The sequence below is a fragment of the Streptomyces incarnatus genome (assembly GCF_001027185.1).
GTDB lineage: Bacteria > Actinomycetota > Actinomycetes > Streptomycetales > Streptomycetaceae > Streptomyces > Streptomyces puniciscabiei.
In genome coordinates this window covers 2,465,513-2,491,422 of sequence record NZ_CP011497.1, presented here as the reverse complement: position 1 = coordinate 2,491,422, position 25,910 = coordinate 2,465,513, and the positions used below count along the sequence as shown (strand labels likewise).

18 protein-coding genes and 1 pseudogene are annotated in these 25,910 nt (G+C 72.5%); 14 read left to right on the top strand and 5 right to left on the bottom strand.

Annotation, left to right across the window (positions count from 1 at the left end):
- The first annotated feature begins 69 nt into the window (after positions 1–69).
- Both ABB07_RS10855 and ABB07_RS10850 read left to right on the top strand, forming a co-directional pair.
- Positions 70–5,898 (top strand): WD40 domain-containing protein, encoded by a 5,829-nt coding sequence (locus tag ABB07_RS10855; RefSeq protein WP_208898536.1) that lies wholly within the window; start codon positions 70–72, stop codon positions 5,896–5,898.
- Positions 5,899–5,988: 90 nt separating this feature from the next.
- The gene (locus ABB07_RS10850; RefSeq protein ID WP_208898535.1) at positions 5,989–6,486 is read left to right on the top strand and encodes a hypothetical protein; all 498 of its coding nucleotides are present in this window, start codon (positions 5,989–5,991) and stop codon (positions 6,484–6,486) included.
- Positions 6,487–6,548: 62 nt separating this feature from the next.
- On the opposite strand, the gene ABB07_RS10845 is transcribed toward ABB07_RS10850, so the two are convergent.
- Entirely contained in the window at positions 6,549–7,247 is a 699-nt protein-coding gene (locus tag ABB07_RS10845; RefSeq protein ID WP_208898534.1) for a glycerophosphodiester phosphodiesterase, read from the bottom strand.
- 36 nt (positions 7,248–7,283) lie between these two features.
- Positions 7,284–8,448, bottom strand: a pseudogene (locus tag ABB07_RS10840) (adenosine deaminase).
- A 144-nt stretch (positions 8,449–8,592) separates the two neighbouring features.
- Here ABB07_RS10840 and ABB07_RS10835 point away from each other — a divergent pair.
- Positions 8,593–9,324, top strand: a complete 732-nt coding sequence (locus ABB07_RS10835) for a DUF4190 domain-containing protein (protein WP_244189322.1) — start codon at positions 8,593–8,595, stop codon at positions 9,322–9,324.
- 107 nt (positions 9,325–9,431) lie between these two features.
- Positions 9,432–9,884 carry a DUF4190 domain-containing protein gene (locus ABB07_RS10830; protein ID WP_208898531.1) on the top strand — a complete coding sequence of 151 codons (453 nt, stop codon included), beginning with the start codon at positions 9,432–9,434 and terminating at the stop codon, positions 9,882–9,884.
- A 133-nt stretch (positions 9,885–10,017) separates the two neighbouring features.
- Here ABB07_RS10830 and ABB07_RS10825 read toward each other — a convergent pair whose 3' ends face one another.
- Complete coding sequence (locus tag ABB07_RS10825) at positions 10,018–10,587, bottom strand: NADAR family protein (RefSeq protein ID WP_208898530.1); 570 nt, start codon at positions 10,585–10,587, stop codon at positions 10,018–10,020.
- Between the two features lie 208 nt (positions 10,588–10,795).
- On the opposite strand from ABB07_RS10825, the gene ABB07_RS10820 reads away from it, so the two are divergent.
- The 8 genes from ABB07_RS10820 (at position 10,796) to ABB07_RS10785 (ending at position 19,048) form a co-directional block, all read left to right on the top strand.
- Positions 10,796–12,331 carry a gamma-aminobutyraldehyde dehydrogenase gene (locus ABB07_RS10820; RefSeq protein ID WP_208898529.1) on the top strand — a complete coding sequence of 512 codons (1,536 nt, stop codon included), beginning with the start codon at positions 10,796–10,798 and terminating at the stop codon, positions 12,329–12,331.
- An 85-nt stretch (positions 12,332–12,416) separates the two neighbouring features.
- The gene (locus ABB07_RS10815) at positions 12,417–13,664 is read left to right on the top strand and encodes a polyamine ABC transporter substrate-binding protein (RefSeq protein WP_208898528.1); all 1,248 of its coding nucleotides are present in this window, start codon (positions 12,417–12,419) and stop codon (positions 13,662–13,664) included.
- Positions 13,661–14,821 (top strand): ABC transporter ATP-binding protein, encoded by a 1,161-nt coding sequence (locus ABB07_RS10810; protein ID WP_208898527.1) that lies wholly within the window; start codon positions 13,661–13,663, stop codon positions 14,819–14,821. The genes ABB07_RS10815 and ABB07_RS10810 overlap by 4 nt, the downstream gene beginning before the upstream one ends.
- Entirely contained in the window at positions 14,821–15,756 is a 936-nt protein-coding gene (locus ABB07_RS10805) for an ABC transporter permease (protein ID WP_208898526.1), read from the top strand. The genes ABB07_RS10810 and ABB07_RS10805 overlap by 1 nt, the downstream gene beginning before the upstream one ends.
- Positions 15,757–16,557, top strand: coding sequence for an ABC transporter permease (locus tag ABB07_RS10800; protein ID WP_208898525.1), 801 nt, complete (start codon positions 15,757–15,759; stop codon positions 16,555–16,557).
- A gap of 36 nt (positions 16,558–16,593) precedes the next feature.
- Complete coding sequence (locus ABB07_RS10795; RefSeq protein WP_208898524.1) at positions 16,594–18,024, top strand: NAD(P)/FAD-dependent oxidoreductase; 1,431 nt, start codon at positions 16,594–16,596, stop codon at positions 18,022–18,024.
- Between the two features lie 138 nt (positions 18,025–18,162).
- Positions 18,163–18,447 carry a hypothetical protein gene (locus ABB07_RS10790; RefSeq protein ID WP_208898523.1) on the top strand — a complete coding sequence of 95 codons (285 nt, stop codon included), beginning with the start codon at positions 18,163–18,165 and terminating at the stop codon, positions 18,445–18,447.
- 142 nt (positions 18,448–18,589) lie between these two features.
- On the top strand, positions 18,590–19,048 hold the full coding sequence (locus ABB07_RS10785) for a hypothetical protein (protein WP_208898522.1): 459 nt from the start codon (positions 18,590–18,592) through the stop codon (positions 19,046–19,048).
- A 59-nt stretch (positions 19,049–19,107) separates the two neighbouring features.
- Here ABB07_RS10785 and ABB07_RS10780 read toward each other — a convergent pair whose 3' ends face one another.
- Together ABB07_RS10780 and gabT are read right to left on the bottom strand one after the other, a co-directional pair.
- Positions 19,108–19,818: a phosphatase PAP2 family protein gene (locus ABB07_RS10780; protein WP_244189321.1), complete on the bottom strand. Its 711-nt coding sequence runs from the start codon at positions 19,816–19,818 to the stop codon at positions 19,108–19,110.
- Positions 19,819–20,282: 464 nt separating this feature from the next.
- Positions 20,283–21,617 (bottom strand): 4-aminobutyrate--2-oxoglutarate transaminase, encoded by a 1,335-nt coding sequence (gene gabT, locus ABB07_RS10775; protein WP_208898521.1) that lies wholly within the window; start codon positions 21,615–21,617, stop codon positions 20,283–20,285.
- 300 nt (positions 21,618–21,917) lie between these two features.
- On the opposite strand from gabT, the gene ABB07_RS10770 reads away from it, so the two are divergent.
- A complete protein-coding gene (locus tag ABB07_RS10770) occupies positions 21,918–24,044 on the top strand; it encodes an ATP-binding protein (RefSeq protein WP_208898520.1) in 2,127 nt (708 codons plus the stop codon).
- Between the two features lie 128 nt (positions 24,045–24,172).
- Complete coding sequence (locus ABB07_RS10765) at positions 24,173–25,828, top strand: PucR family transcriptional regulator (RefSeq protein ID WP_208898519.1); 1,656 nt, start codon at positions 24,173–24,175, stop codon at positions 25,826–25,828.
- The last annotated feature ends 82 nt before the right edge of the window (positions 25,829–25,910 follow it).

Genomic DNA, 25,910 nt, shown 5'->3' with positions numbered 1-25,910 from the left:
GACCAGGGCGCCGTCGAACGCCTGGAAACGACCGGTATCAACCTCTCTTTTCACGGCATCATCAATACTATGGTGGCTCGTCAGAACAACCCGGGGGACACCGGGCCATTGGACTTCTTCATCAGCTACTCACCGGCCGACGAGCGCTGGGCGTCCTGGATCGCCTGGACCCTGGAGGAGGCCGGGTACCGGACGGTGCTGCAGGCCTGGGACTTCGTGCCGGGCACCAACTTCGTGGACTTCATGGACCGGGGCGTGAGCGGGTCCGCCGCCGTCATCGCCGTACTGTCCAGGAACTACGAGCGGTCGCGGTACGGGCGGATGGAGTGGCAGGCGGCGTTACGGGCCGATCCGGACGCGCCGGAGCGGCGGCTGATCACCGTACGGGTCGAGGACATCCCGGTGGAGGGGCTGCTCGCCACCATCACGTACGTGGACCTGGTGCCGGTCGCCGATCCGGCGGCGGCCCGGGAGCTGCTGCTCGCCCGGGTCCGCCAGGCCCTCGACGGGCGGGCCCGGCCCAGCCTGGCGCCGGGTTACCCCGGTGGTGCGGACGGCCGTCCCGTGCCCGCCGCCCCGGCGGTACCGAGCCCCGGGCGGCCGCTCGGCGGGCCCGGGTGGGCGGGGCGTCGCAGACCGGCCGCGCCGCCGTCGTACCCGCGCGTGTCCGGGGCGGTGCGGGAGCGGGACGCGGTCACCGTGCTCCAGCTGGCCGGACCCGCCTTCGGCCGGGGGCAGGACCCCGCCGAGCTGCAGGCGGCGATCTGGGGTGACCTGGTCGAGCTGGCGGACTCCGGGGCGCCCTCGCCCGATCTGCTGGTGGTCACCGGGGATCTCACCGCTTCCGGCAGCCGGCGCGAGTTCGAGCAGGCCCTCGCCTTCCTCACCGGGCTGCGGGCGCTGCTCGGGCTCGAACCGCACCGGGTCGCCCTGGTGCCGGGCGGTCAGGACGTCAACCTGGCGGCCTGCCAGGCCTACTTCAGCACCTGCGAGGCCGACGAGATGCCGCCCCGGCCGCCGTACTGGCCCAAGTGGCGGCACTTCGCCCGGCTGTTCCAGGAGCTGTACCAGGGGCTCGACGTCGTCTTCGACAGCGATCAGCCGTGGACCCTCTTCCCCGTGCCGGAGCTGCACACCGTGGTCGCGGGGCTCAACTCCTCCATGGCGTACAGCCATCGGCGCGACGACCAGTACGGGCTGGTCGGGCGCGAGCAGGCCGCCTGGTTCGCGCAGGCGCTGCGGCCGCACGAGACGGAGGGGTGGCTGCGGATCGGGGTGGTGCGGCATGCGCCGGGTGCCGCCCGTGCGGCCGCCCCCGGCGTACGGCGCGCGGGTACGGCGGCCCTGGACGGGTCCGGGCCGCTGCGGGACACCGACGTGCTGAGCCGGCTGACCGCGCCCCGGCTGCACCTGCTGCTGCACGGTCCGGCCGAGCCGGGCGCGCAGCCCGCCCTCGCCACCGCCGCCGGTGAGGTGCCGGTGATCGGCGCCTCGCGGCCCGGCGGGCACCAGCTGGTGCGCGTCGCCCGGGACGGCGTGGCCGTCTGGCAGGGGCCGGGGGAGCCCCGGCGGCGCGCCGTCCAGTGGCGTCGGGCCGAGCGGGCCTTCGGACCCGAGGCCGCGCCCGCCGGCGACCGCGAGGGCACCGTCGCGCCCGCCCCCGAGCCCGAGCCGCGCGCTGTGCAGACCCCCGCCGAGATCCTGCTCGCCCGGGTCGCCGAGGTCTGCCGCACCCGGCACGAGGGCGCCCAGATCCGCCCGGTGGACGGGCCGGTGCCGCAACTGCTCGTCACCTGGAGCCAGTCGGGCTTCGTGCGGCAGCAGCGGGTGGCGGTGCACCTCGGCACGCCGACCGCGCAGGACGTCGACCGGTTCGTGGCCCTCGTGCACGCCGCCGACGCCGAGGCGGAGGCCGAACTCGTCCACGACGGGCCGCCGCCCGCCCGCGAGCTGCGCGATGCCGCCCGCCGCCGGGGCGTACGCGTGCGCAGCTTCACCGAGTTCCAGGGGCTGCTGGACCTGCGCGGCTATGTCGCCGGGCAGAGCGAGCGGCTGCGCACCGACCCCCGCTACCCCCCGGGCATGTACCTGCCGCAGCGGTACCGCGAGGTGGAGCGCCTCGACGCCGAGGACCGCGACGGGCTGGTCGACGAGATGCTGCGGCTGCTCGACTCCGACCAGGGGCGCTTCCTGCTGCTGCTCGGCGACTTCGGGCACGGCAAGACCTTCGCGCTGCGCGAGCTGGCCCGCCGGATCCCCGGTGAACTGCCGCATCTCGTCCCGCTGTTGATCGAACTGCACGCGCTCGACCGGGCCTATTCGTTCGAGGGTCTCGTCGCCGCGCACCTCGCCGCCCACGGCGTCGACAACATCGACCTGCGGGCCTTCCGGTACATGCTCCAGCAGGGCCGGATCGTGCTGCTCTTCGACGGCTTCGACGAGCTCGTGAACCAGGTGACGTACGACCGTGCCGCCGAGCGGCTGCAGGTGCTGCTGGACTCCGCCGTGGACAGCGCCAAGATCGTGGTGTCCAGCCGTACCCAGCACTTCCGCTCCCAGGGCCAGGTGCTCACCGCGCTCGGCGAACGCGTCGGCCTGCTCCCGCACCGCCGGGTGCTGGCCGTACGGGAGTTCAGCCCGCAGCAGATCCGCGCCTATCTGGTGAACCGCTACGACGGCGACGAACGCGCCGCCGACCGCCGGATCCGGCTGCTGGACGCCATCCCCGACCTGCTCGCCCTGTGCCGCAACCCCCGGCTGCTCGGTTTCGTCGCCGACCTCGACGACGACCGGCTGCGCGCGGTCGCCGGTGCCGGGCGCGCCCTCAGCCCCGCCGGACTGTACGAGGAGGTCCTCACCGCCTGGCTGAACTTCGAGGTGCAGCGCGGCAGCGGCAGCCCCGGCCGGGCGCCCGGGCTGTCCCTGGAGCAGCTGTGGGACGCGGTCACCGCGCTCGCCCTGCGGCTGTGGGAGAGCGGGCAGGACTCGCTGCGCCTCGACGAGCTGACCGATGTCGCCGAGACCCTGAGCGGGCTCGCGGACGCCCGGCTGTCGGTGCCGCAGACCGCCCACGCCATCGGCTCCGGCAGCCTGCTGGTGCGCAGCGACGACGGCGTGTTCCGGTTCATCCACGGCTCGGTGGTGGAGTGGCTGGTCGCCCGGGAGTGCGCCCGCAGGCTCACCGGCGGCGACAGCGGCCTGCTGGGCCGGCGGCAGCTCAGCCGGCTGGCCGTGGAGTTCCTGTGCGACCTCGCCGACCACCGGATCTGCCAGGCGTGGGCCGAGCGGGAGCTGTCCGGCACCTCCCAGGACGCCTCCTCGGACGCGGCCCGCGGCAACGCCGTGCGGATCCTCGGCCGGCTGCGCGTGCCCGCCCACACCGATCTGCGCGGCGCCGCCCTGGCCGGGGAGGACCTGTCCCACCGCGACTTCTCGGGCGTGGACCTCACCCGCGCCGACCTCACCGACGCCCGGCTGGTCGGCGCCAACCTCTCCGGAGCCGTCCTGCGCGGCGCCCGCCTGGTCGGCGCCCGGCTCGACGGCGCCGATCTGACCGGCGCGGACCTGCAAGGTGCCGACCTGAGGCGGGCCCGGCTGATCGGCACCGACCTGACCGGCGCCCGGGTGGCGGGCGGCCGGTGGCGGCGGGCGGCGCTGATCTCGGCGACCCTGGGCGCCCTGGACCGCAGCCCCGAGCTGGCCACCGCCGCGATCGCGCCCGGCATGGCCGTCGACTCCGGCTTCCGGCCCTCCGCGGTCGGCGTGCCGTACGGCTACGACATGCGCACCAGCCGACTGCCCGAACCCATCTCCTACAGCCCCGACGGCGAACTGCTCGCCGTCGGCAGCGAGGACGGCGGCGTCCTGGTGTGCGAGGCCGCCACCGGCATCCCCCTGCGCACCCTGCAGGGCCACACCGGGCGCGTCTACGCCGTCAAGTTCCGCGGCCGCGTCCTGGCCACCGGCAGCTCCGACGGCACCGTACGGCTGTGGGACCCGGTCTCCGGCCGCTGTCTGCACCGGCTGGAGATCCACGAGACCGGCGTCTGGCCGCTCGTCCTCGACGCCGAGGGCACCCTGCTGGCCACCGGCGACGCCGACGGCCTGGTCACCGTCTGGGACACCGCCTCGGGCACCCCGCTGCACCGGTTGCCCGGGCACGCCGCGCCCGTCTACACCGTGGCGTTCGCACCCGGCGACACCGCCCTGGTCACCGGGGACGCGGCCGGCGCCGTACGGCTGTGGGACCTGGACACCGGGCGGCAGACCGGCGAACTGCCCGGCCATCGCGGCGCGGTGTACCGGGCGCGGTTCAGCCCGGACGGCACCGTGCTGGCCACCGCCGACCAGGGCGACGACCGGCAGGGCGGCACGGTACGGGTGTGGGACCCCGCGACCGGAGCCCTGCGGCACGAGTTCACCGGGCACTCCGGCCGCGTCTACACCCTGGACTTCCACCCCGGCGGCGCCCTGCTGGTCAGCGGGGACACCGAGGGGGAGGTACGGCTGTGGGACCTGGCCGCCCGCCGCTCCGCCGGGCTGCTCGGCGGCTGCCGCGGGGCGGTGTACCAGGTGCTGTTCGACCCCGACGGGACCCTGCTCGCCGCCGGGGACAGCGCCGGAGTGGTCCGGCTGTGGCGGATCGACCCGGAGGCCGACCCGGTCGCGGCACCGCTCGGCCGGCAGCCCGGCGAGCACCGCGGCTCGGTGTGGGTGTGCAAGTTCCGCCCGCACGGCGACACGCCCGCCCAGGGCGCCGGCGCGCTGCTGGTGACCGGCGGCAATGACGGGGTCGTACGGCTGTGGGAGCCGGCCACCGGACAGGGCCGGCGCATTCTGCGCGGTCACGGCCGGCGCGTCGGCACGCTGTCCTTCAGCGCCGACGGCTCGATGCTGGCGGCCGGCGGCAACGACGGTGTCGTCCGGGTGTGGCACGCGGCCTCCGGGCGGCGGCTGCGGGAGCTGACCGGGCAGAGCGACCGCCTGGTGTCGGCGGCGTTCGGCCCCGCCGGGCCCCTGCTGGCCACCGCGAGCAGCGACGGCGACCTGTACCTGTGGAACGCGGCCACCGGCGAGTACCAGCGCGAACTCGACGTGGAGACCGACCATGTGTGGGCGGAGGCGTTCAGCGCCGACGGCGAACTCCTCGCCACCGCCAACGACGACGACACGGTACGGCTCTGGTACCGGGCCACCGGGGCGCACGTCGCCACCATCACCGAGCACTTCGGGCGGGTCCGCGCGATCGCCTTCCGGTCCGACGGCACGGTCCTGGCCACCGGGTGCGACGACCGCAAGGTGCGGATCTGGGACGTGGCGGAACGCCGGATCACCGCTGTCCTCGACGGCCACACCGACCGGGTGTACGCCGTGGCCTTCGCCCCCGACGGTTCCTGGCTGGCGGGCGCCTCCTGGGACGGGACGGCGGTGATCTGGAAGGAGGGCGAGGTCGCCCACCGGCTGACCGGCCACACCGGCAAGCTCTGGACGGCGGCCGTCCACCCCCTGCGCCCCCTGCTGGCCACGGCGGGCGACGACCGCACCGTCCGCCTGTGGAACCCGGACACCGGCGAGGAGACGGCCGTGCTGACGGGCCACACCGGCCGGATCCTGGCCGTCGCCTTCAGCCCCGACGGTTCCCTGCTGGCCAGCGGCGGCGAGGACGGCACGGTACGGCTGTGGAACGTGCCCGCCGACGGCCCGGCCACCCTGCGGGCCACCCTGGTCGGCATGCCCGGCGGCTGGGCGGCGCTGTCCGCGTCGGGCGGCTACAAGTACGAGGGCGACGTCACCGGCGAGTTCTGGCACGCGGTCGGCATGTGCCGCTTCGAACCAGGGGAGTTGGACGGGCATCTGCCGGGGATGTGGCAGGTGCCGTTGGAGGACGCGCTGGAGTGACGTCGAGGAAGGCGGTGGGGGCGCTTTTACGAGGGGCACTTTTGCGAGGGCGCTTTTGAACGCGTTCAAAAGGAGGCGTACGCTCATGCCATGAGCGACAGAGCCGCCCTGCTCAAGGGCATTCGCGTCTGGCTGGCCCTCTTCGTGGTGTGCCTGGTCCTCAGCGGCGCCACCGCCTTCCCCCTGGTGCACGAACTGCGCTGGACCGAGAGCGCGTTGCGGGCGCTGTCCGTGCCGGACCACCTGCCGGGGCTCATGGCCTGGATCACACGGGTCCGCGACGGCCTCGACTCGGTGGACGCCACGTACCCCTTCGTCCTCTACGGCACCGACTGGCTCGCCTTCGCCCACCTCGTCATCGCGGTCGCCTTCTACGGCCCCTACCGCGACCCGGTGCGCAACATCTGGGTGGTCGAGTTCGGGATGATCGCCTGCGCCGGGATCATCCCGCTCGCCCTGATCTGCGGGCCGATCCGCGGGATCCCCTTCTGGTGGAGCCTGATCGACATGTCCTTCGGGGTGTTCGGCGTGCTCCCGCTGTACGTCGTACGGCAGAAGATCAAGCGGCTGGAAGCACTGCCCGCCTGAAAAACTCTGGTGCCCCAGCACTCGCGGGTGTGCGCCGCCAACTCCCGTGCGGACCGGGCCTATCAGCAGCCGATGCCGCCGCCGTCGCGCAGGGCGTGCAGGACGTCGACCCGGTTCGTGGTGATCGAGTCGGCGCCCAGGTCCAGCAGGCGGCTCATCGAGCGGCGGGTGTCCGGGGTCCAGACGGACAGCAGGTAGCCGTCGCGGTGGACGCGGGCCGCCAGCTCCCGGCTCACCAGGGAGAAGCGGTAGTTGAGCCAGCGCGGCCGGACCGCGTCCAGCAGCGCGGGCCGGGGCGGGGCGAGGCTCGTCCAGGTCAGCGCGATCTCGGCGGCCGGGTCGGCGGCGCGCACGGCGAGCATCGCCTCCGGGCCCGCGCAGTAGTAGACGCGCTCGCCGGCCCCGCTCTGCCGGACCACGTCCATGACCCGGTCCACCATCCGCCGCTCGACCCGTCCACAGAGGTCCACCATCACCCGGCAGTCACCGGTCGCGGCCAGCGTCTCCGCCAGCGTCGGCACCCCGCCCGCCGTGAGCCCGCGCACCTCCTCGGCGGACAGCGCGCCGAGCGGCCGGCCGACCTCCCACAGCCGCTGCAGCGTGTCGTCGTGCAGCAGCACGGGGACGCCGTCACGGGTGAGCCGTACGTCGATCTCGACCGCGTCCGCGCCCCGGTCGAGCGCGGAACGCAGCGAGTCGACGGTGTTCTCACGGACCCGGTAGGGGTCGCCGCGGTGGGCCACGGCGGTCACGGTCTGCATGACCCCCATTGTGGGGGTGCCCCCTTGTGGGCCGTGTCAGGAGGCGAGCCAGGTGCTGGTGTACGTGTCGATCTCCGCCGTGATCCGGGCCTTGCCGGCGGCGTCCAGGAAGGACGCCTCCACGGCGTTCTTCGCGAGCTCGGCCAGACCCCGCTCGTCCAGGCCGAGCAGGCGGGCGGCCACCGCGTACTCGTTGTTGAGGTCGGTGCCGAACATCGGCGGGTCGTCGGAGTTGATCGTCACCAGCACCCCGGCCTTCACGAACTCCTTGACCGGGTGCTCGTCCAGGGTGCGGACCGCGCGGGTGGCGATGTTGGAGGTCGGGCAGACCTCCAGCGGGATGCGCCGCTCGGCGAGATGGGCGAGCAGCGCCGGGTCCTGCGCGGAGCTGGTGCCGTGCCCGATGCGTTCGGCGCGCAGCTCGGTCAGCGCGTCCCACACCGTCTGCGGGCCGGTCGTCTCGCCGGCGTGCGGCACCGAGTGGAGACCGGCGGCGATGGCCCGGTCGAAGTACGGCTTGAACTGCGGCCGGGGCACGCCGATCTCGGGCCCGCCGAGCCCGAACGACACCAGCCCCTCCGGCCGGATCCGGTCGTCGGTGGCCAGCCGTGCCGTCTCCTCCGCGGACTCCAGCCCCGCTTCGCCGGGGATGTCGAAGCACCAGCGCAGCACGGTGCCGAACTCGGCCTCGGCCGCCTTGCGCGCGTCCTCGATCGCCGCCATGAAGCCCAGCTCGTCGATGCCGCGCCGGGTGGAGGAGAAGGGGGTGACGGTCAGCTCGGCGTAGCGCACCTGCTGCCGGGCCAGGTCGCGCGCCACCTCGTAGGTGAGCAGCCGGACGTCCTCGGGCGTGCGGATCAGGTCCACGACCGACAGGTACACGTCGATGAAGTGCGCGAAGTCGGTGAAGGTGAAGAAGTCCGCCAGGGCCTCCGGGTCGCTGGGGACCTTGGAGTCGGGATGGCGGGCGGCCAGCTCCGAGACGATGCGCGGGGAGGCGGAGCCGACGTGGTGGACGTGCAGTTCGGCCTTGGGCAGCCCGGCGATGAAGGTCCGCAGATCGCGGTCGTCGGTACCGGTCGCGGGCACGGAGCTGCTGTCGGTCAAGGGAACCTCCCCGGGCAGGGCGCCGACGGCCCGGTACGGGCGCGGCGCGGGTGATCGGCTGATCGGTGGCACGGACGCCATCGTAGGCGGGCACCGGGTGTGCTCCGTCGGGCCGCTCCCCGAGGTCCGGCAGCCGTCCCGGTCCCGGGGATCCCACGAGCTGGGAGCGGACCGGCCCGCAGTGCTGCCGCGGTGAGGCCTTAGCATGGCGGCACGAACGAGCTAGGGGGACGTGCCCGTGAGCGACGGAGCGCAGCCGAGTGGAGCCTCGGACGGCGACTACAACCCGTGGGCGCCGCCCGAGCAGCGCCTTTCGCTGGAGAAGCAGCCGGCCGAGCCGCAGGACCAGCCTCCCGTGCGGCCGCCGTCGGTGCACGACCAGGCCACCATGACCTCCCTGGACACCGGGGGCTTCGCCCCGCCCGCGTATCCCGCCGGGCCCCCCGCGCCCGCGTCGCCCGCCGCTGCCGGATTCGGCGTGCCCGGTCCGGCCCCGGCCGGCGGGGAGGCCGTACCGCCGCCGCCGATCGCGCCCTCCGGCCCCGGCATACCCGCCCCGCCCGCCGCCGGCGGCTACGGCTACCCCGGGTACCCCGGCTACCCGGTGGGCTACGGCTGGCCCGGCATGCCCATGGCCCCGCAGAACGGCCTGGGCACCGCGGCGATGGTGCTCGGCATCCTCTCCCTGTGCCTGTTCTGCCTGTACGGCGTCGTCTCCGTGGTGCTGGGCATCCTCGCGGTGATCTTCGGCATCAAGGGCCGCCGGCGGGCCGACCGCGGCGAGGCCACCAACCACGGCCAGGCCCAGGCGGGCCTGCTCATGGGCGTCATCGGCATCGTGATCGGCGTTGTCGTGGCCGTCCTGCTCGCGATCGGGATCACCGCCGCCATCCACGACCGCAACACGAACCCCGATCCGTACGACGACTCCGCCCCGCGCGTCTCGGTGACGGTGGCCGCCGACCGCTGAGCACACCGGGCCCCGCCCTTCCGGTCGCCCGTCGGCCGGAACCGGCTCCCTCCCCGCCGCGCGCCCATTACGATGCCTTGATCGTCAACGGAGGGGAAAGCCACTTCATGTCCAACTTCAACCCCGAACCCGGTGGTTTCGGTCAGCCGGGCGAGCAGCCCGCACCGGGATACGGATACCCGCAGCAGCCCGCACCCGGCTACGGCCCTCCCCAGTCGGCCCCGGGCTACCCGGCCGCGCCGCCCATGGGATATCCGCAGGCCCCCGGCTACGCGATGCCGATGCAGCCGAGCAACGGCATGGGCACCACGGGACTGGTGCTGGGCATTATCGGAGTGGTCTGCAGCCTCACCATCGCCATGGAGATCCTCGGGATGATCCTGGGCATCCTGGCGATCATCTTCGGTGCCATCGGCCGGGGCAAGGCCAACCGGGGTGAGGCCACCAACAAGGGCGCGGCGACCGCCGGTCTCGTCTGCGGGATCATCGCCACGGTGCTCCTGCCGGTGCTGGTCTTCCTGGTGTTCGCCAGCCTGTTCAGCGTCGGCAGCACGTTCTGACGGTCCCGGCGGACCACGGGCGACACGGGGGGCCGGGCATCGGACCCGGCCCTCCACGTTCACACCCGGCTCGGCCGGACCCGGCTCGGCCGGACCCGGCTCGGCCGGATCCCGTTCGGCGGCTTCCGTCGGCTCAGGCCCCCGTCCCCGCCCCTGCCAACCGCTCCCGCGCCTCCATCAGGGCGAAGCCCAGCAGGTTCGGCCCCCGCCACTGCTCGGGATCCGACGCCGCGTCGTCGTCCGCGGCGAGCCCGATCCCCCACACACGGTCCAGGGGACTCGCCTCCACCAGCACCCGGTCACCGGTACCGAGCAGAAAATCCCGGAGCGCGTCGTCGGCCGCGAACTTGTGCACGCTGCCCTCGACCACGATCCGGAACCGCTCCCGCTCCCATATCGCCTCGTCGAAGCCCCGGACCAGCCGCCCCGCCTTCTTCGCCTCGGCGGGATGACCCGCGGCCAGCACCCGGCGCTCCGCCTCCGCGTCCCCGAACAGCCGCGCCTTGCCCGCCATCATCCAGTGCTCGGCCGTCGCGTACTCCACCCCGTCGACCGTGAACGGCGAGGGCCACCACTGGCTCAGGCAGCTCGCCCCGATCCTGCCGTCCGGCCTCGGCCGGTGCCCCCAGAAGTGGAGGTACTTGATCCGGGACCCGGCCCGGACCTCCCTGATCAGGGCTTCCACCCCGTCGATCTTCCCCATGCACGCGAGTCTGGCACGCACCACTGACACTCCGTCCGGCCTTTTCGGCCCCGACTCGACACCTGGTCGACAGATTCCGTCGCGTAACCAAAAGGCAACAACGGAATCACTTGTTGGAGTCCTATAGCTCTGTCAGGATCGGCACTCAAATCGAGCTGGAGCTACGCCACCCACCCCCGGGACGGGGCGAACGGCGGAGGAGAGCGACATGCACAACCCGGGCACCGCCACCCCGGAACGATTTCCCGCCGAGGAGCGATTCGCGGACGGCGCGCAGTTCATCGCGGGCCGGCCGGCGCAGGGCACCTCGGGCCGTACCCACGCCGTGGTCGACCCCGCCACCGGCGCGGAGGTGTACACCTACGAGCTGGCCGGCACGGACGACATCGACGCGGCCGTCGCCGCCGCGCGCGAGGCCTTCCCGGGCTGGGCCTCGGCCACCCCGGGTGAGCGCTCCGACGCCCTGCACCGGTTCGCCGCCGTGCTCGCCGACCGCGCCGAGGACTTCGCCCGCGCCGAATCCCTGCAGTGCGGCAAGCCGCTGAAGCTCTCGCGCGAGTTCGACGTGCCGGGGACCATCGACAACACCGCCTTCTTCGCGGGCGCCGCCCGGCACCTCGCGGGGCAGTCCGCCGGTGAGTACTCCGGGGACCACACGTCGTACGTCCGGCGCGAGCCGATCGGTGTCGTCGGGTCGATCGCGCCCTGGAACTACCCGCTCCAGATGGCCGCCTGGAAGATCCTCCCGGCGATCGCCGCGGGCAACACCATCGTGCTGAAGCCCGCCGAGCTGACCCCGCTCACCTCGCTGCTCTTCGCGCAGGCCGCCACGGACGCCGGCATCCCGGACGGCGTGATCAACATCGTCACGGGGACCGGGAAGGAGGCGGGGGAGCACCTCGTCGGCCACCCGGACGTCGCCATGACCTCCTTCACCGGGTCCACCGCCGTCGGCAGGCGCGTCGCCGAGGTGGCCACCGCCACGGTCAAGCGGCTGCATCTGGAGCTGGGCGGCAAGGCGCCGTTCGTCGTCTTCGACGACGCCGACCTGGAGGCCGCCGTGCACGGGGCCGTCGCCGGTGCGCTCATCAACACCGGGCAGGACTGCACGGCCGCCACGCGCGCGTACGTGCAGCGGCCGCTGTACGAGGCCTTCGTGGAGCGGACGGCCGCCCTGATGGAGAGCGTGCGGCTCGGTGATCCCTTCGCCCCCGGCACCGACCTCGGCCCGCTCGTCTCGCGCGCCCAGCGGGACCGGGTCGCCGGCTTCGTGGACCGTGCGCGTGCCTACGCGCGCGTGGTGACCGGCGGCGAGGCACCGAAGGGCGACCTGGAGCAGGGCGCCTACTACCGGCCGACCCTGATCGCCGACGCCGCCCAGGACAGCGAGATCGTCCAGTCCGAGATCTTCGGCCCGGTCCTCGTCGTCCGCCCGTTCGACGGCGACGACGAGGGCATCCGGCTGGCCAACGACACCCCGTACGGCCTCGCCGCGTCCGCGTGGAGCGGCAGTGTCTACCGCGCGAACCGCGCCACCCGCGAGATCAAGGCCGGCTGCGTGTGGATCAACGACCACATCCCGATCATCAGCGAGATGCCGCACGGCGGATACAAGGCGTCCGGCTTCGGCAAGGACATGTCGGCGTACTCCTTCGAGGAGTACACGCAGGTCAAGCACGTAATGTTCGACAACACGGCGGTCGCCCGCAAGGACTGGCACCGCACGATCTTCGGGGACCGGTAGCAGCAGGAGCCGGCTGCCGCCGGGTGTGACGTTCCGGCCCTCGACCAGGCCGACCAGCCATTCCTCCCGAAAGGGCACCACGCGCATGGAGCAGTACGAGCCCGACCGCCTCACCCCGGTCGAAGTCGCCGCCATACGGCGCAGTCTGCGAGGCGGCAGGGCCGCGATGACCCGCAGGTCGTTGCTGCGCGCCTCCGCGGGCGGCGCGCTCGCGGTCGGCGGACTCGGGGCGCTGAGCGCCTGCGGCATCCCCGCGGCGAACAAGACGCAAGGGGGCGTGTCCGCCGACGACCACTCGGCCAAGGAGAAGATCGTCAACTTCTCCAACTGGCCCGAGTACATCGACGTGGACGACAAGACGAAACGCCATCCCACGCTCGACGCGTTCGCGAAGCGGACCGGCATCCAGGTCAAGTACACCGAGGACATCAACGACAACGACGAGTTCTTCGGCAAGATCCAGCCGGAGCTCGCCGCGGGCCAGGACACCGGCCGGGACCTCGTGGTGCTCACCGACTGGCTGGCCGCCCGCATGATCCGCCTCGGGTACGTCCAGAAACTGGACCCGTCCAACCTGCCGCACGCCTTCGCCAACCTGTCGGACCAGTTCCGCGCCCCCGACTGGGACCCGGGCCGGGCGTACTCGTACCCCTGGCAGGGCATCTCGACCGTCATCGCCTACAACAAGAAGGCGCTCGACGGCATCGAGGTGAAGTCGGTCTCCGACCTGCTGGACAACCCCAGGCTCAAGGGCCGCGTCGGCTTCCTGACCGAGATGCGCGACAGCATCGGCATGACCATGCTCGACATGGGCATCGACCCGGCGAAGTTCACCGGTGACGACTACGACAAGGCGATCGCCCGCCTGCAGAAGGCCGTCGACAAGGGCCAGATCCGCCGCTTCACCGGCAACGACTACACCTCGGACCTCACCAAGGGCGACTTCGCCGCGTGCGTGGCGTGGGGCGGCGACATCGTGCAGCTCCAGGCGGACAACCCGGACGTCGGCTACGTCATCCCCGACAGCGGCTACATGACGTCGACCGACAACATGCTGATCCCCAACAAGGCGCGCCACAAGGCGAACGCCGAGCGGCTCATCGACTTCTTCTACGAGCCCGAGCCGGCCGCCGAGCTCGCCGCCTACGTCAACTACGTGAGCCCCGTCGCGGGAGTGCAGCCGTACCTTGCGAAGATCGACAAGTCGGCGGCGAGCAACCCGCTGATCCTCCCCGACAAGGCCATGCAGGCGAAGTCCCATGCCTTCCGCGCGCTGACGCAGAAGGAAGAGACGGCCTACCAGCAGAAGTTCTCGAAGCTCACAGGGGCGTGACGACGATGACGACACCAGACAACAGCGGCGACGTCCGCCTCTCCGGTATCAGCAAGACCTACGACAACGGCTTCACCGCCGTGCAGCCGCTGGACCTGACCGTGCCGCAGGGCTCCTTCTTCGCCCTGCTCGGCGCCTCCGGCTGCGGCAAGACCACCACGCTGCGCATGATCGCCGGCCTGGAGGAACCTTCCTCCGGCACCGTGCGCCTCGGCGACCAGGACGTCACCCACCTGCCGCCGTACAAGCGCCCGGTGAACACCGTCTTCCAGTCCTACGCCCTCTTCCCGCACCTCGACATCTTCGAGAACGTCGCCTTCGGCCTGCGCCGGCGCGGCATAAAAAGCGTGAAGAAGCAGGTCGAGGACATGCTGGAGCTGGTCCAGCTCGGTGAGCAGGCGCGCAAGAAGCCGCACCAGCTCTCCGGCGGCCAGCAGCAGCGCGTCGCCGTCGCCCGCGCGCTCATCAACCACCCCAAGGTGCTCCTGCTCGACGAGCCGCTCGGCGCCCTCGACCTCAAGCTGCGCCGCCAGATGCAGCTGGAGCTCAAGCGCATCCAGACCGAGGTCGGCATCACCTTCATCCATGTCACGCACGACCAGGAGGAGGCCATGACCATGGCCGACACGGTCGCCGTGATGAACGCGGGCCGCGTCGAGCAGCTCGGCTCCCCGACCGACCTGTACGAGAACCCGAACACCACCTTCGTCGCGAACTTCCTCGGCACCTCCAACCTCATCGAGGCCGAGGTCGACACCAAGAGCGGCGACGACATCGTGCTCAAGGCGGGCGGCGGCAAGCTGGTGCTGCCCGAGGCGCGATGTTCGGCCCCGGCGACGGCCGGCGGCAAGGTGCTCGTCGGTATCCGCCCGGAGAAGATCTCCCTCACGCACGCCGACGACGCGGGGGACATTCCCGAGGGCCGCAACCGGCTCACCGGCAAGATCGCCGACGCCAGCTTCATCGGGGTCTCCACCCAGTACGTGATCGACAGCCCGGTCTGCGACGAGCTCTCGGTGTACGTCCAGAACGTCGAGCGCGACGGCCGGCTGGTGCCCGGCGCCGACGTGGTCCTGCACTGGAGCCCGGCGCACACCTTCGGTCTGGACGCGGCCCAGGACATCGACGCGGGTCTCGAAGAAGAGGCGGCCGCCTGATGACGACGCTCACCGAAGCCGAGGCGCCCCCGCCCCTCGCGCCCGCGACCGAGGAGAAGAAGCCCCCGCGCAAACGTGGCCGGTTCACCCCGTACTGGCTGCTGCTGCCCGGCATCCTGTGGCTGGTCGTCTTCTTCGCGCTGCCGATGATCTACCAGGCCTCCACCTCCGTGCAGCAGGGCTCCCTGGAGGAGGGCTACAAGGTCACCTGGCACTTCGCCACCTACTGGGACGCGCTCAGCGAGTACTGGCCGCAGTTCCTGCGGTCCGTCCTCTACGCGGCTGGGGCCACGGTCCTGTGCCTGCTGCTCGGTTACCCGCTGGCCTACCTGATCGCGTTCCGCGCGGGCCGCTGGCGGAACCTGATCATGATCCTGGTGATCGCGCCGTTCTTCACCAGCTTCCTGATCCGCACCCTGGCCTGGAAGACGATCCTCGCCGACAACGGCCCGGTGGTGCACACCCTGAACTCGCTGCACATCCTGGACCTCACCAACTGGCTCGGCTGGACGGCCGGCGACCGCGTGCTGGCCACGCCGCTCGCGGTGGTGTGCGGACTGACCTACAACTTCCTGCCGTTCATGATCCTGCCGCTGTACACCTCGCTGGAGCGGATAGACCCCCGGCTGCACGAGGCGGCCGGCGACCTCTACGCCAGGCCCTGGACCACCTTCCGCAAGGTCACCTTCCCGCTGTCGATGCCGGGTGTGGTCTCCGGCACGCTGCTGACCTTCATCCCGGCGGCCGGCGACTACGTCAACGCCGAACTCCTCGGCTCCACCGACACCCGCATGATCGGCAACGTCATCCAGACGCAGTTCCTGCGGATCCTGGACTACCCGACCGCCGCGGCCCTCTCCTTCATCCTCATGGCCGCCATCCTGGCCATGGTCACGATCTACATCCGCCGGTCCGGGACGGAGGATCTGGTCTAAATGCCCTTCGTCAACTGGCTCAAGCGCCATCTCGTCGTCATCGCGGGCATCCTGACGCTCGCGTACCTGCTGCTGCCCAACGTCATCGTGACGGTGTTCTCCTTCAACAAGCCGAAGGGCCGCTTCAACTACGAGTGGCAGCAGTTCTCCCTCGGCGCCTGGAAGAAGCCGTGCGGCGTCGCCGACATGTGCGGCTCGCTGTCCATCAGCCTCCAGATCGCCGTGTGGGCGACGATCGGCGCCACCCTGCTCGGCACGATGATCGCCTTCGCGCTGGTCCGCTACCGGTTCCGCGCCCGCGGCGCCGTCAACTCGCTGATCTTCCTGCCGATGGCGATGCCCGAGGTCGTCATGGCCGCCTCGCTGCTCACCCTGTTCCTCAACATGGGCGCGCAGCTCGGCTTCTGGACGATCCTCATCGCCCACATCATGTTCTGCCTCAGCTTCGTCGTCACCGCGGTCAAGGCGCGCGTGATGTCGATGGACCCGCGACTGGAGGAGGCCGCCCGGGACCTGTACGCCGGCCCCGTGCAGACCTTCCTGCGGGTCACCCTGCCCATCGCGGCACCGGGCATCGCCGCGGGCGCGCTGCTGTCGTTCGCGCTCTCCTTCGACGACTTCATCATCACGAACTTCAACGCCGGCTCGACCGTGACCTTCCCGATGTTCGTGTGGGGTTCGGCGCAGCGCGGCACACCGGTCCAGATCAATGTGATCGGCACGGCCATGTTCCTCGTCGCCGTTCTGATCACGCTGTTCTCGATGCTCGTCACCAATCGCCGTAACAACCAGAAGGCATAGGCCTTTCAGGAAAGTCCTCTGTAGGGAGTTGAAATCATGGCCCCAAGCGCCATGAGCCGTGGCAAAGACAACTGGATCGCTTCTCTCTCCGAAGCCCAGCCGGTCCCGTACTGGCTGGAGGACCCCGGCAAGCCCCACCCCGAGCCCGCGCTCACCTCCGCCGAGACCTGCGACCTGCTGGTCGTGGGCGGCGGCTACAGCGGACTGTGGACCGCGCTCAACGCGAAGGAGCGCGATCCGCAGCGGGACGTGGTCCTGCTGGAAGGCCGCGAGGCGGGCTGGGCCGCCTCCGGCCGCAACGGAGGCTTCTGCGCCGCCTCCCTCACCCACGGCCTGCCCAACGGCCTCACCCGCTGGCCCGACGAGATCCACAAGCTGGAGGAACTCGGCCGGCGCAACCTCGACGAGATCGAGGCCGCCGTCGCCCGGCACGGCATCGACTGCGACTTCGAGCGCACCGGCGAGATCGACGTCGCCACCGAGACCTACCAGGCCTGGGAACTGCGCGACTGGCACAAGGAGCTGGAGCGGAAGGGCCTCGCGGACGGCATCGAGTTCCTGGACGCCGACGCCGTGCGCGAGCAGGTCAACTCACCCACCTTCGAGGCCGGTCTGTGGGACCGCCGGGGCGTCGCCATGCTGCACCCGGCGAAGCTGGCCTGGGGCCTGAAGAGGGCGTGTCTGGAACTCGGGGTGCGGGTGTACGAGCACACACCCGCGCTGACGCTGAAGCAGTACGGCGCCGGGATGGCCGTCCGCACCCCGTACGGCTCGGTCCGCGCCCGCAAGGTCGCCCTCGCCACGAACATCTTCCCCAACCTGCTGCGCCGCGTGCGCTCCTACACCGTCCCGGTCTACGACTACGCGCTGATGACCGAGCCGCTCAGCGACGAGCAGCTGGCGGCCATCGGCTGGAAGAACCGTCAGGGCCTCGGCGATTCGGCCAACCAGTTCCACTACTTCCGCCTCTCCGCCGACAACCGCGTCCTGTGGGGCGGCTACGACGCGATCCACCACTACGGCGGCCGGGTGCGCGCCGAGTACGACGACCGGCCGGAGACGTACGCCAAGCTCGCCGGGCACTTCTTCACCTGCTTCCCGCAGCTGGAGGGCGTGCGCTTCACCCACGCCTGGGGCGGCGCGATCGACACGTGCTCGCGCTTCTCGGCGTTCTTCGGCACGGCGCACCAGGGGAAGGTGGCGTACGCGGCCGGGTACACCGGCCTCGGCGTCGGCGCGACCCGCTTCGGCGCGGACGTGATGCTCGACCTGCTGGACGGGGAGCGGACCGAGCGGACGGAGCTGGAGATGGTCCGCAAGAAACCGCTGCCGTTCCCGCCGGAGCCGTTCGCCTGGACCGGGATCGCCCTCACCAAGTGGTCCCTGGCCCGCGCGGACGCGCACGGCGGCCGCCGCAACCTGTGGCTGCGGACGATGGACCGGCTGGGGCTGGGCTTCGACAGCTGAGACCGTTTACCCGGTCCTTATGGCGGCGTCAAGCCACGAGTTTCCGGAGCATGACCCCGCTCCCGCGTTCCGGCGTACTTGAAGCACGGGCCTCACCGGGAGGCACCGGCTTCCACACCGGATCAGCAGGAGAAGACCATGACTCTCATCGACCGTTTCACCCGCAGGCACGACGACACCCGCCCCCGGCGCCGCCTGCGCCTGGGCCTGGCGACGGCGGCGGCCTCGGCCGCCGTAGCCGGAGGCGTCATGCTGCCGGCGGCGGCCGCCTCGGCGGCTCCGATGCCCCAGGCGTCCGTGGTGACCATGGCCCCCCAGCACGACCACCACGACGGGGACTACTACCACCACGACGACGACTGGGACCACCATCACCACCACCACTGTGACGACGACGGGTACTGGTACTGGTACTACTACTAGGATCGGCCCGGCCGACCCGCTGGTGTGACCTAGATCACTCCAGCGGGGGCGGGGATCCCGCGTAATGCCCCCCGAAGGCCTCCCTCTCTCCACCTGACCCGACCGCGCCGGACGGCCGGGTGAGAGAAGGGGAGGCCTTGCCATGACTGGGGCGAAGACGGCCGTCGAATGGCTGGCATCCGTCGCACCGGACCCCGAAGCCTGCCGCTGGGAATGGGAGCGCAGTCCACTCGGGGTCGCGCTGCTGCCCGCCGGCCGGGCCTGGGACGTACTGATCCTGCCGGGTGACCTCGGCTACCCGACCCTGGACGTGCTCCTCCGGGTGCTCGACCAGCCCGGGCCGGTGCTCGCCGGCTTCGGCGACGACCGGGTCGGGTTCTTCGTGCCACCGGGCACCGCGGCCCGCTGGGTCGGCACCGGCGTCCGCACCGCCGGACCCGGCACCTGGATCGTCGTACCGCATCCGGGCCGGGCGACCCGGGGCGTGCGCTGGCTGGTGTCACCGGACGGCTCCGGCACGCTGACCGACCCCGCCCTGCTGGAGCTGGCGATGCACGAGGCGGCGGCACGGCTGGCCGGGGGAGGGGACGGCGGCGGCTAGTGCCCCAACCGGCACTGGCGCGGCCGGAGTTCGGCACCCCCGTGAGCGACGCCCCGGCGTCAAGAACCCGAGGGCACGCCCCCGCGATCGTCCGCCTCGTCTCCGACCGCGTCCACCTCGTCCCCGTCCGGACGGGGAGTTCCGCGAGCGCTCCGACGCGTGCTCCGGCCGACCCCCGGCACCAGCGACAGGGCGGTCAGCAGCACGGTGCACAGGCACCAGCTGGCCACCACGTCCAGCGGCCAGTGATAGCCGTGCCGTACCAGGCCGTACGACACCCCGAGGACCACGGCCGCGCAGCCGGCGACCAGGCCCCGGCGGGCCGCCGTGGAGCGCAGCCAGGAGAGCAGCAGCAGGGTCGCGGAGCCGTAGGCGACGGCCGCCGTGGCCGTGTGCCCGGAGGGGAAGTAGCCGACGGCCGGGGGCTCCACGGGGGTCGCCGGCCGCGCGGTCCAGTCCTTGAGCGGTACGACGATCGCCGGGACCAGCGCCATCAGGACGGCCGCCGCGGCGGGTGGCAGCCACCACCGGTGCGCGCCGGCGGCACGCCCCCGCCGGAGGGCGAGGACCACGGCCGCGGCGAGGACCGGGACGGCGACCTGGACGTCGCCGAGGTCGGAGAGGAACTGGCCGAACCCGTCCGGATGGACCAGGGCCCGGCTGAGGCGGGAGTCCAGGCGCAACAGCGGCCCGTGGGCGACGACCTGCCAGGTGATCAGGGCGAAGAGGGCGGCCGGGACGCCGAGGAGCAAGCAGCGGCGGGTTGACACGGTGTCCAGCTTCGCAGGTCCGCCCGGCCCGGAAAGCGGGAATGCGTCACATGGTCGTACCGGATGACCACCGGATGACCGATGGGCGTACGAGGTGACCGGGCGTCACGAGGGGGGAGGGAAAGGGAAGGAGGTCGGCCGCCCCGGAACAGGGGGGGTAGTTCCGAGGCGGCCGTCCGGATCGGAACGTCGCGCGCCCCGGGGGGTTTGGGGCGGCGACCGTCCGATCGGTGAGGAGATCCCGGAGCCGTCAGGCGCCGGTTGTGTGCGCGAGGGCACGACCAGGTCGAAGCTGGGGAGGCCTCGGCCTGAAATCGCCCACAGTCCCCTGTGGGCGGGGTGTATCTCTCATCTGGGTAGAACCTACGGCAGGCCGGGCCGGTTGGGCAGACGGAATCGGCTCCCGCCATCCACCCCGCACACGTTCTTCACACGGCCTGCCGCAGGCACCGTCAGGGTGGTGCTCAGATGCGCGCGAACGCCTGCTCGATGATGTCGAGACCCTCGTTGAGGAGGTCCTCGCCGATCACCAGCGGGGGCAGGAAGCGCAGCACGTTGCCGTAGGTGCCGCAGGTCAGGACCAGCAGGCCCTCGGCGTGGCAGGCCTTGGCGAGGGCGGCGGTGGCCTCCGGGTTCGGCTCCTTGGTGGTGCGGTCCTTGACCAGCTCGATGGCGATCATCGCGCCGCGCCCACGCACGTCACCGATGACGTCGAACTTCTCGGCCATGGCGGTGAGGCGACCCTTCATGATCTCCTCGATGCGCTTGGCCTTGCCGTTGAGGTCGAGCTCCTTCATGGTCTCGATGGCACCGAGCGCACCCGCACAGGCGACGGGGTTGCCGCCGTAGGTGCCGCCCAGCCCACCGGCGTGCGCGGCGTCCATGATCTCGGCGCGGCCGGTGACGGCGGCGAGCGGAAGGCCGCCGGCGATGCCCTTGGCGGTCGTGATCAGGTCGGGAACGATCCCCTCGTCCTCGCACGCGAACCACTGCCCGGTACGGCAGAAGCCGGACTGGATCTCATCGGCGACGAAGACGATCCCGTTGTCGGCGGCGAACTTGCGGATCGCCGGCAGGAAGCCCTTGGCCGGCTCGATGAAGCCACCCTCGCCGAGCACCGGCTCGATGATGATCGCGGCCACGTTGTCCGGGCCGACCTGCTTGGTGATCTGGTCGATGGCCTGCGCGGCGGCCTCGGGACCGGCGTTCTCCGGCCCGGTCGGCCAGCGGTAGGCGTAGGCGACCGGCACCCGGTACACCTCGGGGGCGAACGGCCCGAAGCCATGCTTGTACGGCATGTTCTTGGCCGTCAGCGCCATGGTCAGGTTGGTCCGCCCGTGGTACCCGTGGTCGAAGACGACCACGGCCTGCCGCTTGGTGTAGGCACGCGCGATCTTGACCGCGTTCTCGACGGCCTCGGCACCGGAGTTGAACAGCGCGGACTTCTTGGCGTGGTCACCGGGCGTGAGCTCGGCGAGCGCCTCCGCGACCTCCACGTACCCCTCGTACGGGGTGACCATGAAACAGGTGTGGGTGAAGTCGGCGAGCTGGGCGGAGGCACGCCGCACGACGGCCTCGGCGGAGGCGCCGACGCTGGTCACGGCGATACCGGACCCGAAGTCGATGAGCCGGTTGCCGTCGACGTCCTCGATGATCCCGCCACCGGCGCGCGCGGTGAAGACCGGCAGCACGGAGCCCACGCCCTGCGCGACCGCGGCGGTGCGGCGGGCCTGCAGCTCCTGCGACTTCGGGCCGGGGATGGCGGTGACGACGCGACGCTCCTGCGGAAGTGCGGTCATGGGGGCTCCTGACGATCTTGCGTACCGAACGGTCCGATCCGGCGTCCCGGACGATTCCGGGCGGTGAGTTTTCGGCCGCTTACCTATCTTTCTTCGCAGGCTAGGGCCGGGGGTGGAGGGTGGGCATGCTCCATGTGGGCGCTGTCGGGCACCCCGATTGTCCGTGGTGGACATAGCCGGGTGGCCGGGGTACGCCCGGTCGGCGGGCGCTCTCGGCCGCGTAAGCGGTGAACTCCCCTTGCCGGGGCGTTAGATTGCTCGCTGATGGTGGACGGAACGGCTGGTCAGGGGGCAAGGGCGATGGACGGCGACAGCACGCGGGACACGCGCGGCACGCATGCGCGTCCCGTACCCCGCCCGGCGGCACCGACGGAGGCGGGCGCGGTGCCGCCCATGCCGGTGGTACCGCCCGGATCGCCCCCGAAACCGGACGGCTCCGCCTTCCTGACCTGGCTGCGGACCCCCCGCCCGGAGGCGGCGCCCGGCGTGTGGCGCCTCGGGCACCGGCCCCGGCCCGAACGGGAGCCGGAGCAGATCCCGGCCCGGCAGCTGATCAGCGGCGCCCTCATCGCCTTCCTGGTCGGCTGGCTGGTCTGGTCCCTGCTGTGGAACGGCTACCTCGGCAGCTGGTGGGTGCTGCCGCTGGAACTGCTCGTCCCCGACTCCTGGCGCAGCAGCGACAGCCATGTGTCACAGGCCTTCCTCTGGTACGGCTACTACACCGTCATCGCCCTCGGCATCCTGCTGATCGTCGGCCGTCTCGGCCGGTGGGGCGAGGTGTGGCGCCGTTACGGCCCGCCGGCCTGGCGTCCGGCCCTGCCGGTGGCCGAGCGACCGCCCGCCCCCGAGCAGGACCCGGCCGAATGGCCCCACCTGCGCCGCGCCGGTGCCCACGAGGCCGCCGACCGGCTCGCCGCCGAGGCGAAGGCCGGGCTCATGCGGGACGTCGACCACGCGCGGATCAGCCGGGCCTGGCAGGGGGTGCGGTCGGGGCGGCACTCGCTGGCCACCTTCACCGGCGCCGTGCTCAAGGACGGCTCCGCCGCCTGTCTGCACCCGTCCGGGGAACGGGACCTGCCCGTGCGGCACGCACGCCACGACCTGCTCACCGGCCAGGTCCGGCTGGGCACCACCGCCGACGACGCCCGCAACCCCTACCACTACCGTGGCGCGGGTCTCGGCCTCGACCCCGGCCTGCTGGGTACCTCGCTGCTCGTCGTCGGGCCGTCCGGCTCCGGGAAGACCGGCGCGGTGGTACGGCCGCTCGCCGAGTCCCTGTGCCTGCACGCCCTCGCCGGGCGCGCCTCCGTCGTGGTCGTCGGCGCGGCGGGCGCCGGACTCGGACCGGCCGAGGCCTACGACGTCGTCGTACGCATCGGTGACCCGGAGTCCGTCTACGACCTCGACCTCTACGGCGGCACCACCGACCCCGACGAGGCCGCTGCCATACTCGCCGAGGCCCTCGTGGGCGACCTCGCCGACCCGCACCCGGGCAGCGACAGCCGCCGCTCCACCACGGTGCTCGCCCAGCTGCTCGGTCCCTTCCGCGCCGTCCACGGCCGCTTTCCGTCCGTGCCCGAGCTGCGCGGGCTCCTCGACGGCGCTCCCGGCCCGCTCGCGGCGCTGCGCAAAGCGCTGACGGACACCGGACAGGACGGGCTCCTGCGGGAACTCGACGCCCGGGAACGGCAGATGGCCCATCCGGGCGACGTCGGCACCGTCCTCGCCGACCGGATCGCGCTGCTCGACCGGCCCGCCTTCGCCCCCTTCTTCGACACCTCCGGGCAGTCCCGGCCGTTCTCGCTCAAGGCCCTCGACCACCCGGTACGCGTGCGCGTCGACCTGCCCCAGCGCGGGCACGCCGACGCCTCCCGGATCCTGGCCCGCCTGGTGCTCGCCCAGTTCACGGCGGCCGTGACGGTACGGGAGGACCGGTCGCTCTTCGCCTGCCTGATCCTCGACGACGCCTCCGGGGCCGTCACCCCGGAGGCGGTCCGCGGCATCCAGCGGCTCCGCTCGGCGGGTGCCGGCGCGGTGCTCACCCTGCGCACCCTGGACGACGTGCCCAGGCCGCTGCGCAGTCCGCTGCTCGGCGCCACCGGCTGCCGGATGGCGCTGTCCGGGGTCACCCCCTGGGACGGGCAGGACTTCGCCGAGGTGTGGGGCAAGGAGTGGACCGAGACCCGGGACGTGACCGACCGGCAGATCATCGCCGAGACCCCGGCCGGCAAGGCCGTGCACATCCTGCGCCGGGTCATCACCGGGCAGGCGCCCACCGCCCGCGCCGTCACCGTCCGCCAGGTGGAGCGCGAGCGCTGGTCCGCGTCCGAGCTGGCGCACGGGGTGCCGGCGGGGCATGCCGTGCTGTCGCTGACGAGTGTCAAGGGGGAGCACGCGCCGCCGCTGCTGGTGGATCTGAGGGGGTGACGGGGCGGCGGGGGACCGTACGGTGAGGCAGAATCGGGATAGGCCGTTCATACGGATCGGCCAAGAGATCGCCGTGATCGCCGACCATCGCCCTGATGCAGGAGATCACCCCTCACCGTGAAGGCCCCATGCCCCCCACCCTCGCCTCGCTCGTCCACCACTCCGCGCTGAAGCTGACCGTGCGCGCGGGCGAGGACCGTCTCGACGTGCCCGTCCGCTGGGCCCACGTCAGTGAGCTGGCCGACCCCGTGCCGTACATGGAGGGCGGTGAGCTGCTGCTGATCACCGCGCTGAAGCTGGACGCGGAGGACCCCGAGGCCATGCGGCGGTATGTGAAGCGGCTGGTCGGGGCGGGCGTCGTGGGGCTCGGATTCGCCGTCGGGGTCAATTACGAGGAGATCCCGGCCGCCCTCGTCGACGCCTGCCGGCTGGAGCGGCTGCCGTTGCTGGAGGTGCCCCGCCGCACCCCCTTCCTCGCCATCAGCAAGGCCGTCTCCGCCGCCATCGCCGCCGATCAGTACCGGGCCGTCACCGCCGGGTTCGCCGCGCAGCGCGAGCTGACCAAGCAGGCGCTGAACTCCGGGCCCGAGGGGCTGCTCGGCGCGCTCGCCGGGCAGGTCGACGGGTGGGCCGCGCTGTACGACGCCTCGGGCTCCGTCGTCGCCGCCGCGCCCGAGTGGGCCGGACGGCGCGCCGCCCGGCTGACCGCCGAGGTGGAGCGGTTGCGGGAGCGGGCCGCGCCCGCCTCCTCCGTGGTCGGCGGGCCCGACCACGAGGACCGGGTCGAGCTGCACTCCCTGGGCACGGGCAGGCGGCCGCGCGCGGCGCTCGCCGTCGGCACCGCCGCCGCCCTCGGCACCGCCGAGCGGTACGCCGTGCACTCCGCCATCGCCCTGCTCACCCTCACCACCGAACGCTCCCGCTCCCTGCACGCCGCCGAACAGCGCGTCGGCGCGGCGGTGCTGCGCATGCTCCTCGCCGGGGAGCCCGACCATGCCCGGGCCGTCGCCGGGGACCTGTACGGCGGGCTGCTCGACGCGCCGTTCCGGATGATCGTCGCCGAGGCGGCGTCCGGCTCCGCCGCCCGGGCGCACGCCGATGCCCACGGTCACAGGCCGGGGCCGGGTGCCGGTGGCGCCGCGCCCAGCAGCGATGTCGGCGGTGATCCGCTGGGCGCGCTGGCGGAGGGCGTGGAGTCCGCCGCCGCGCGCTCCGGGGAGGCCGTACTCGTCGTGCCCGAGGGGGAGCGGCTGGTGGTGCTGGCCGCCGACGGGGGCGCGGCGGTCGCCGCCTGCACGAGTCACGCGGCGGCGCTGGAGGCGGTGCGGGCGGTGCCGGAGCAGGCCGCAGGCGACGAGGACGAGCTGGTGGTCGGGCTGTCCGCGCCGGCCGGGCCGATCGCCGCGGCGGCGGCCTACAAGCAGGCCGAGCAGGCGCTGTCGGTGGCCCGGCGGCGCGGGCGGGTGCTGGTGGAGCACGAGCAGCTGGCCGCCGGGTCCGTGCTGCCGTTGCTCGCCGACGACGCGGTGAAGGCGTTCGCCGACGGGTTGCTGCGGGCGCTGCACGAGCATGACGCGACGGGGCGCGGGGATCTGGTCGCCTCGCTGCGGGCGTGGCTGTCGCGGCACGGGCAGTGGGACGCGGCCGCGGCGGACCTGGGCGTGCACCGGCACACGCTGCGGTACCGGATGCGGCGGGTCGAGGAGATCCTGGGGCGGTCCCTGGACGATCCCGACGTCCGGATGGAGCTGTGGCTCGCCCTGAAGGCGACCAGCGCCGAATAGGCCGAACGGTCCGGCGCCGACTGGTCCGAGCGCCGACTAGTCCAAACAGTAGTGCCCAGCCCGGCCACTGCTACGACTCGGA

Excerpts from the sequence above, each read along its gene's own strand:
- ABB07_RS10855 (WP_208898536.1), top strand. The coding sequence starts at position 70 with ATGGTGGCTCGTCAGAACAACCCGGGGGACACCGGGCCATTGGACTTC.
- ABB07_RS10850 (WP_208898535.1), top strand. The coding sequence starts at position 5,989 with ATGAGCGACAGAGCCGCCCTGCTCAAGGGCATTCGCGTCTGGCTGGCC.
- ABB07_RS10845 (WP_208898534.1), bottom strand. The coding sequence starts at position 7,247 with ATGCAGACCGTGACCGCCGTGGCCCACCGCGGCGACCCCTACCGGGTC.
- ABB07_RS10830 (WP_208898531.1), top strand. The coding sequence starts at position 9,432 with ATGTCCAACTTCAACCCCGAACCCGGTGGTTTCGGTCAGCCGGGCGAG.
- ABB07_RS10825 (WP_208898530.1), bottom strand. The coding sequence starts at position 10,587 with ATGGGGAAGATCGACGGGGTGGAAGCCCTGATCAGGGAGGTCCGGGCC.
- ABB07_RS10820 (WP_208898529.1), top strand. The coding sequence starts at position 10,796 with ATGCACAACCCGGGCACCGCCACCCCGGAACGATTTCCCGCCGAGGAG.
- ABB07_RS10815 (WP_208898528.1), top strand. The coding sequence starts at position 12,417 with ATGGAGCAGTACGAGCCCGACCGCCTCACCCCGGTCGAAGTCGCCGCC.
- ABB07_RS10805 (WP_208898526.1), top strand. The coding sequence starts at position 14,821 with ATGACGACGCTCACCGAAGCCGAGGCGCCCCCGCCCCTCGCGCCCGCG.
- ABB07_RS10800 (WP_208898525.1), top strand. The coding sequence starts at position 15,757 with ATGCCCTTCGTCAACTGGCTCAAGCGCCATCTCGTCGTCATCGCGGGC.
- ABB07_RS10795 (WP_208898524.1), top strand. The coding sequence starts at position 16,594 with ATGGCCCCAAGCGCCATGAGCCGTGGCAAAGACAACTGGATCGCTTCT.
- ABB07_RS10790 (WP_208898523.1), top strand. The coding sequence starts at position 18,163 with ATGACTCTCATCGACCGTTTCACCCGCAGGCACGACGACACCCGCCCC.
- ABB07_RS10785 (WP_208898522.1), top strand. The coding sequence starts at position 18,590 with ATGACTGGGGCGAAGACGGCCGTCGAATGGCTGGCATCCGTCGCACCG.
- gabT (WP_208898521.1), bottom strand. The coding sequence starts at position 21,617 with ATGACCGCACTTCCGCAGGAGCGTCGCGTCGTCACCGCCATCCCCGGC.
- ABB07_RS10770 (WP_208898520.1), top strand. The coding sequence starts at position 21,918 with ATGGACGGCGACAGCACGCGGGACACGCGCGGCACGCATGCGCGTCCC.
- ABB07_RS10765 (WP_208898519.1), top strand. The coding sequence starts at position 24,173 with ATGCCCCCCACCCTCGCCTCGCTCGTCCACCACTCCGCGCTGAAGCTG.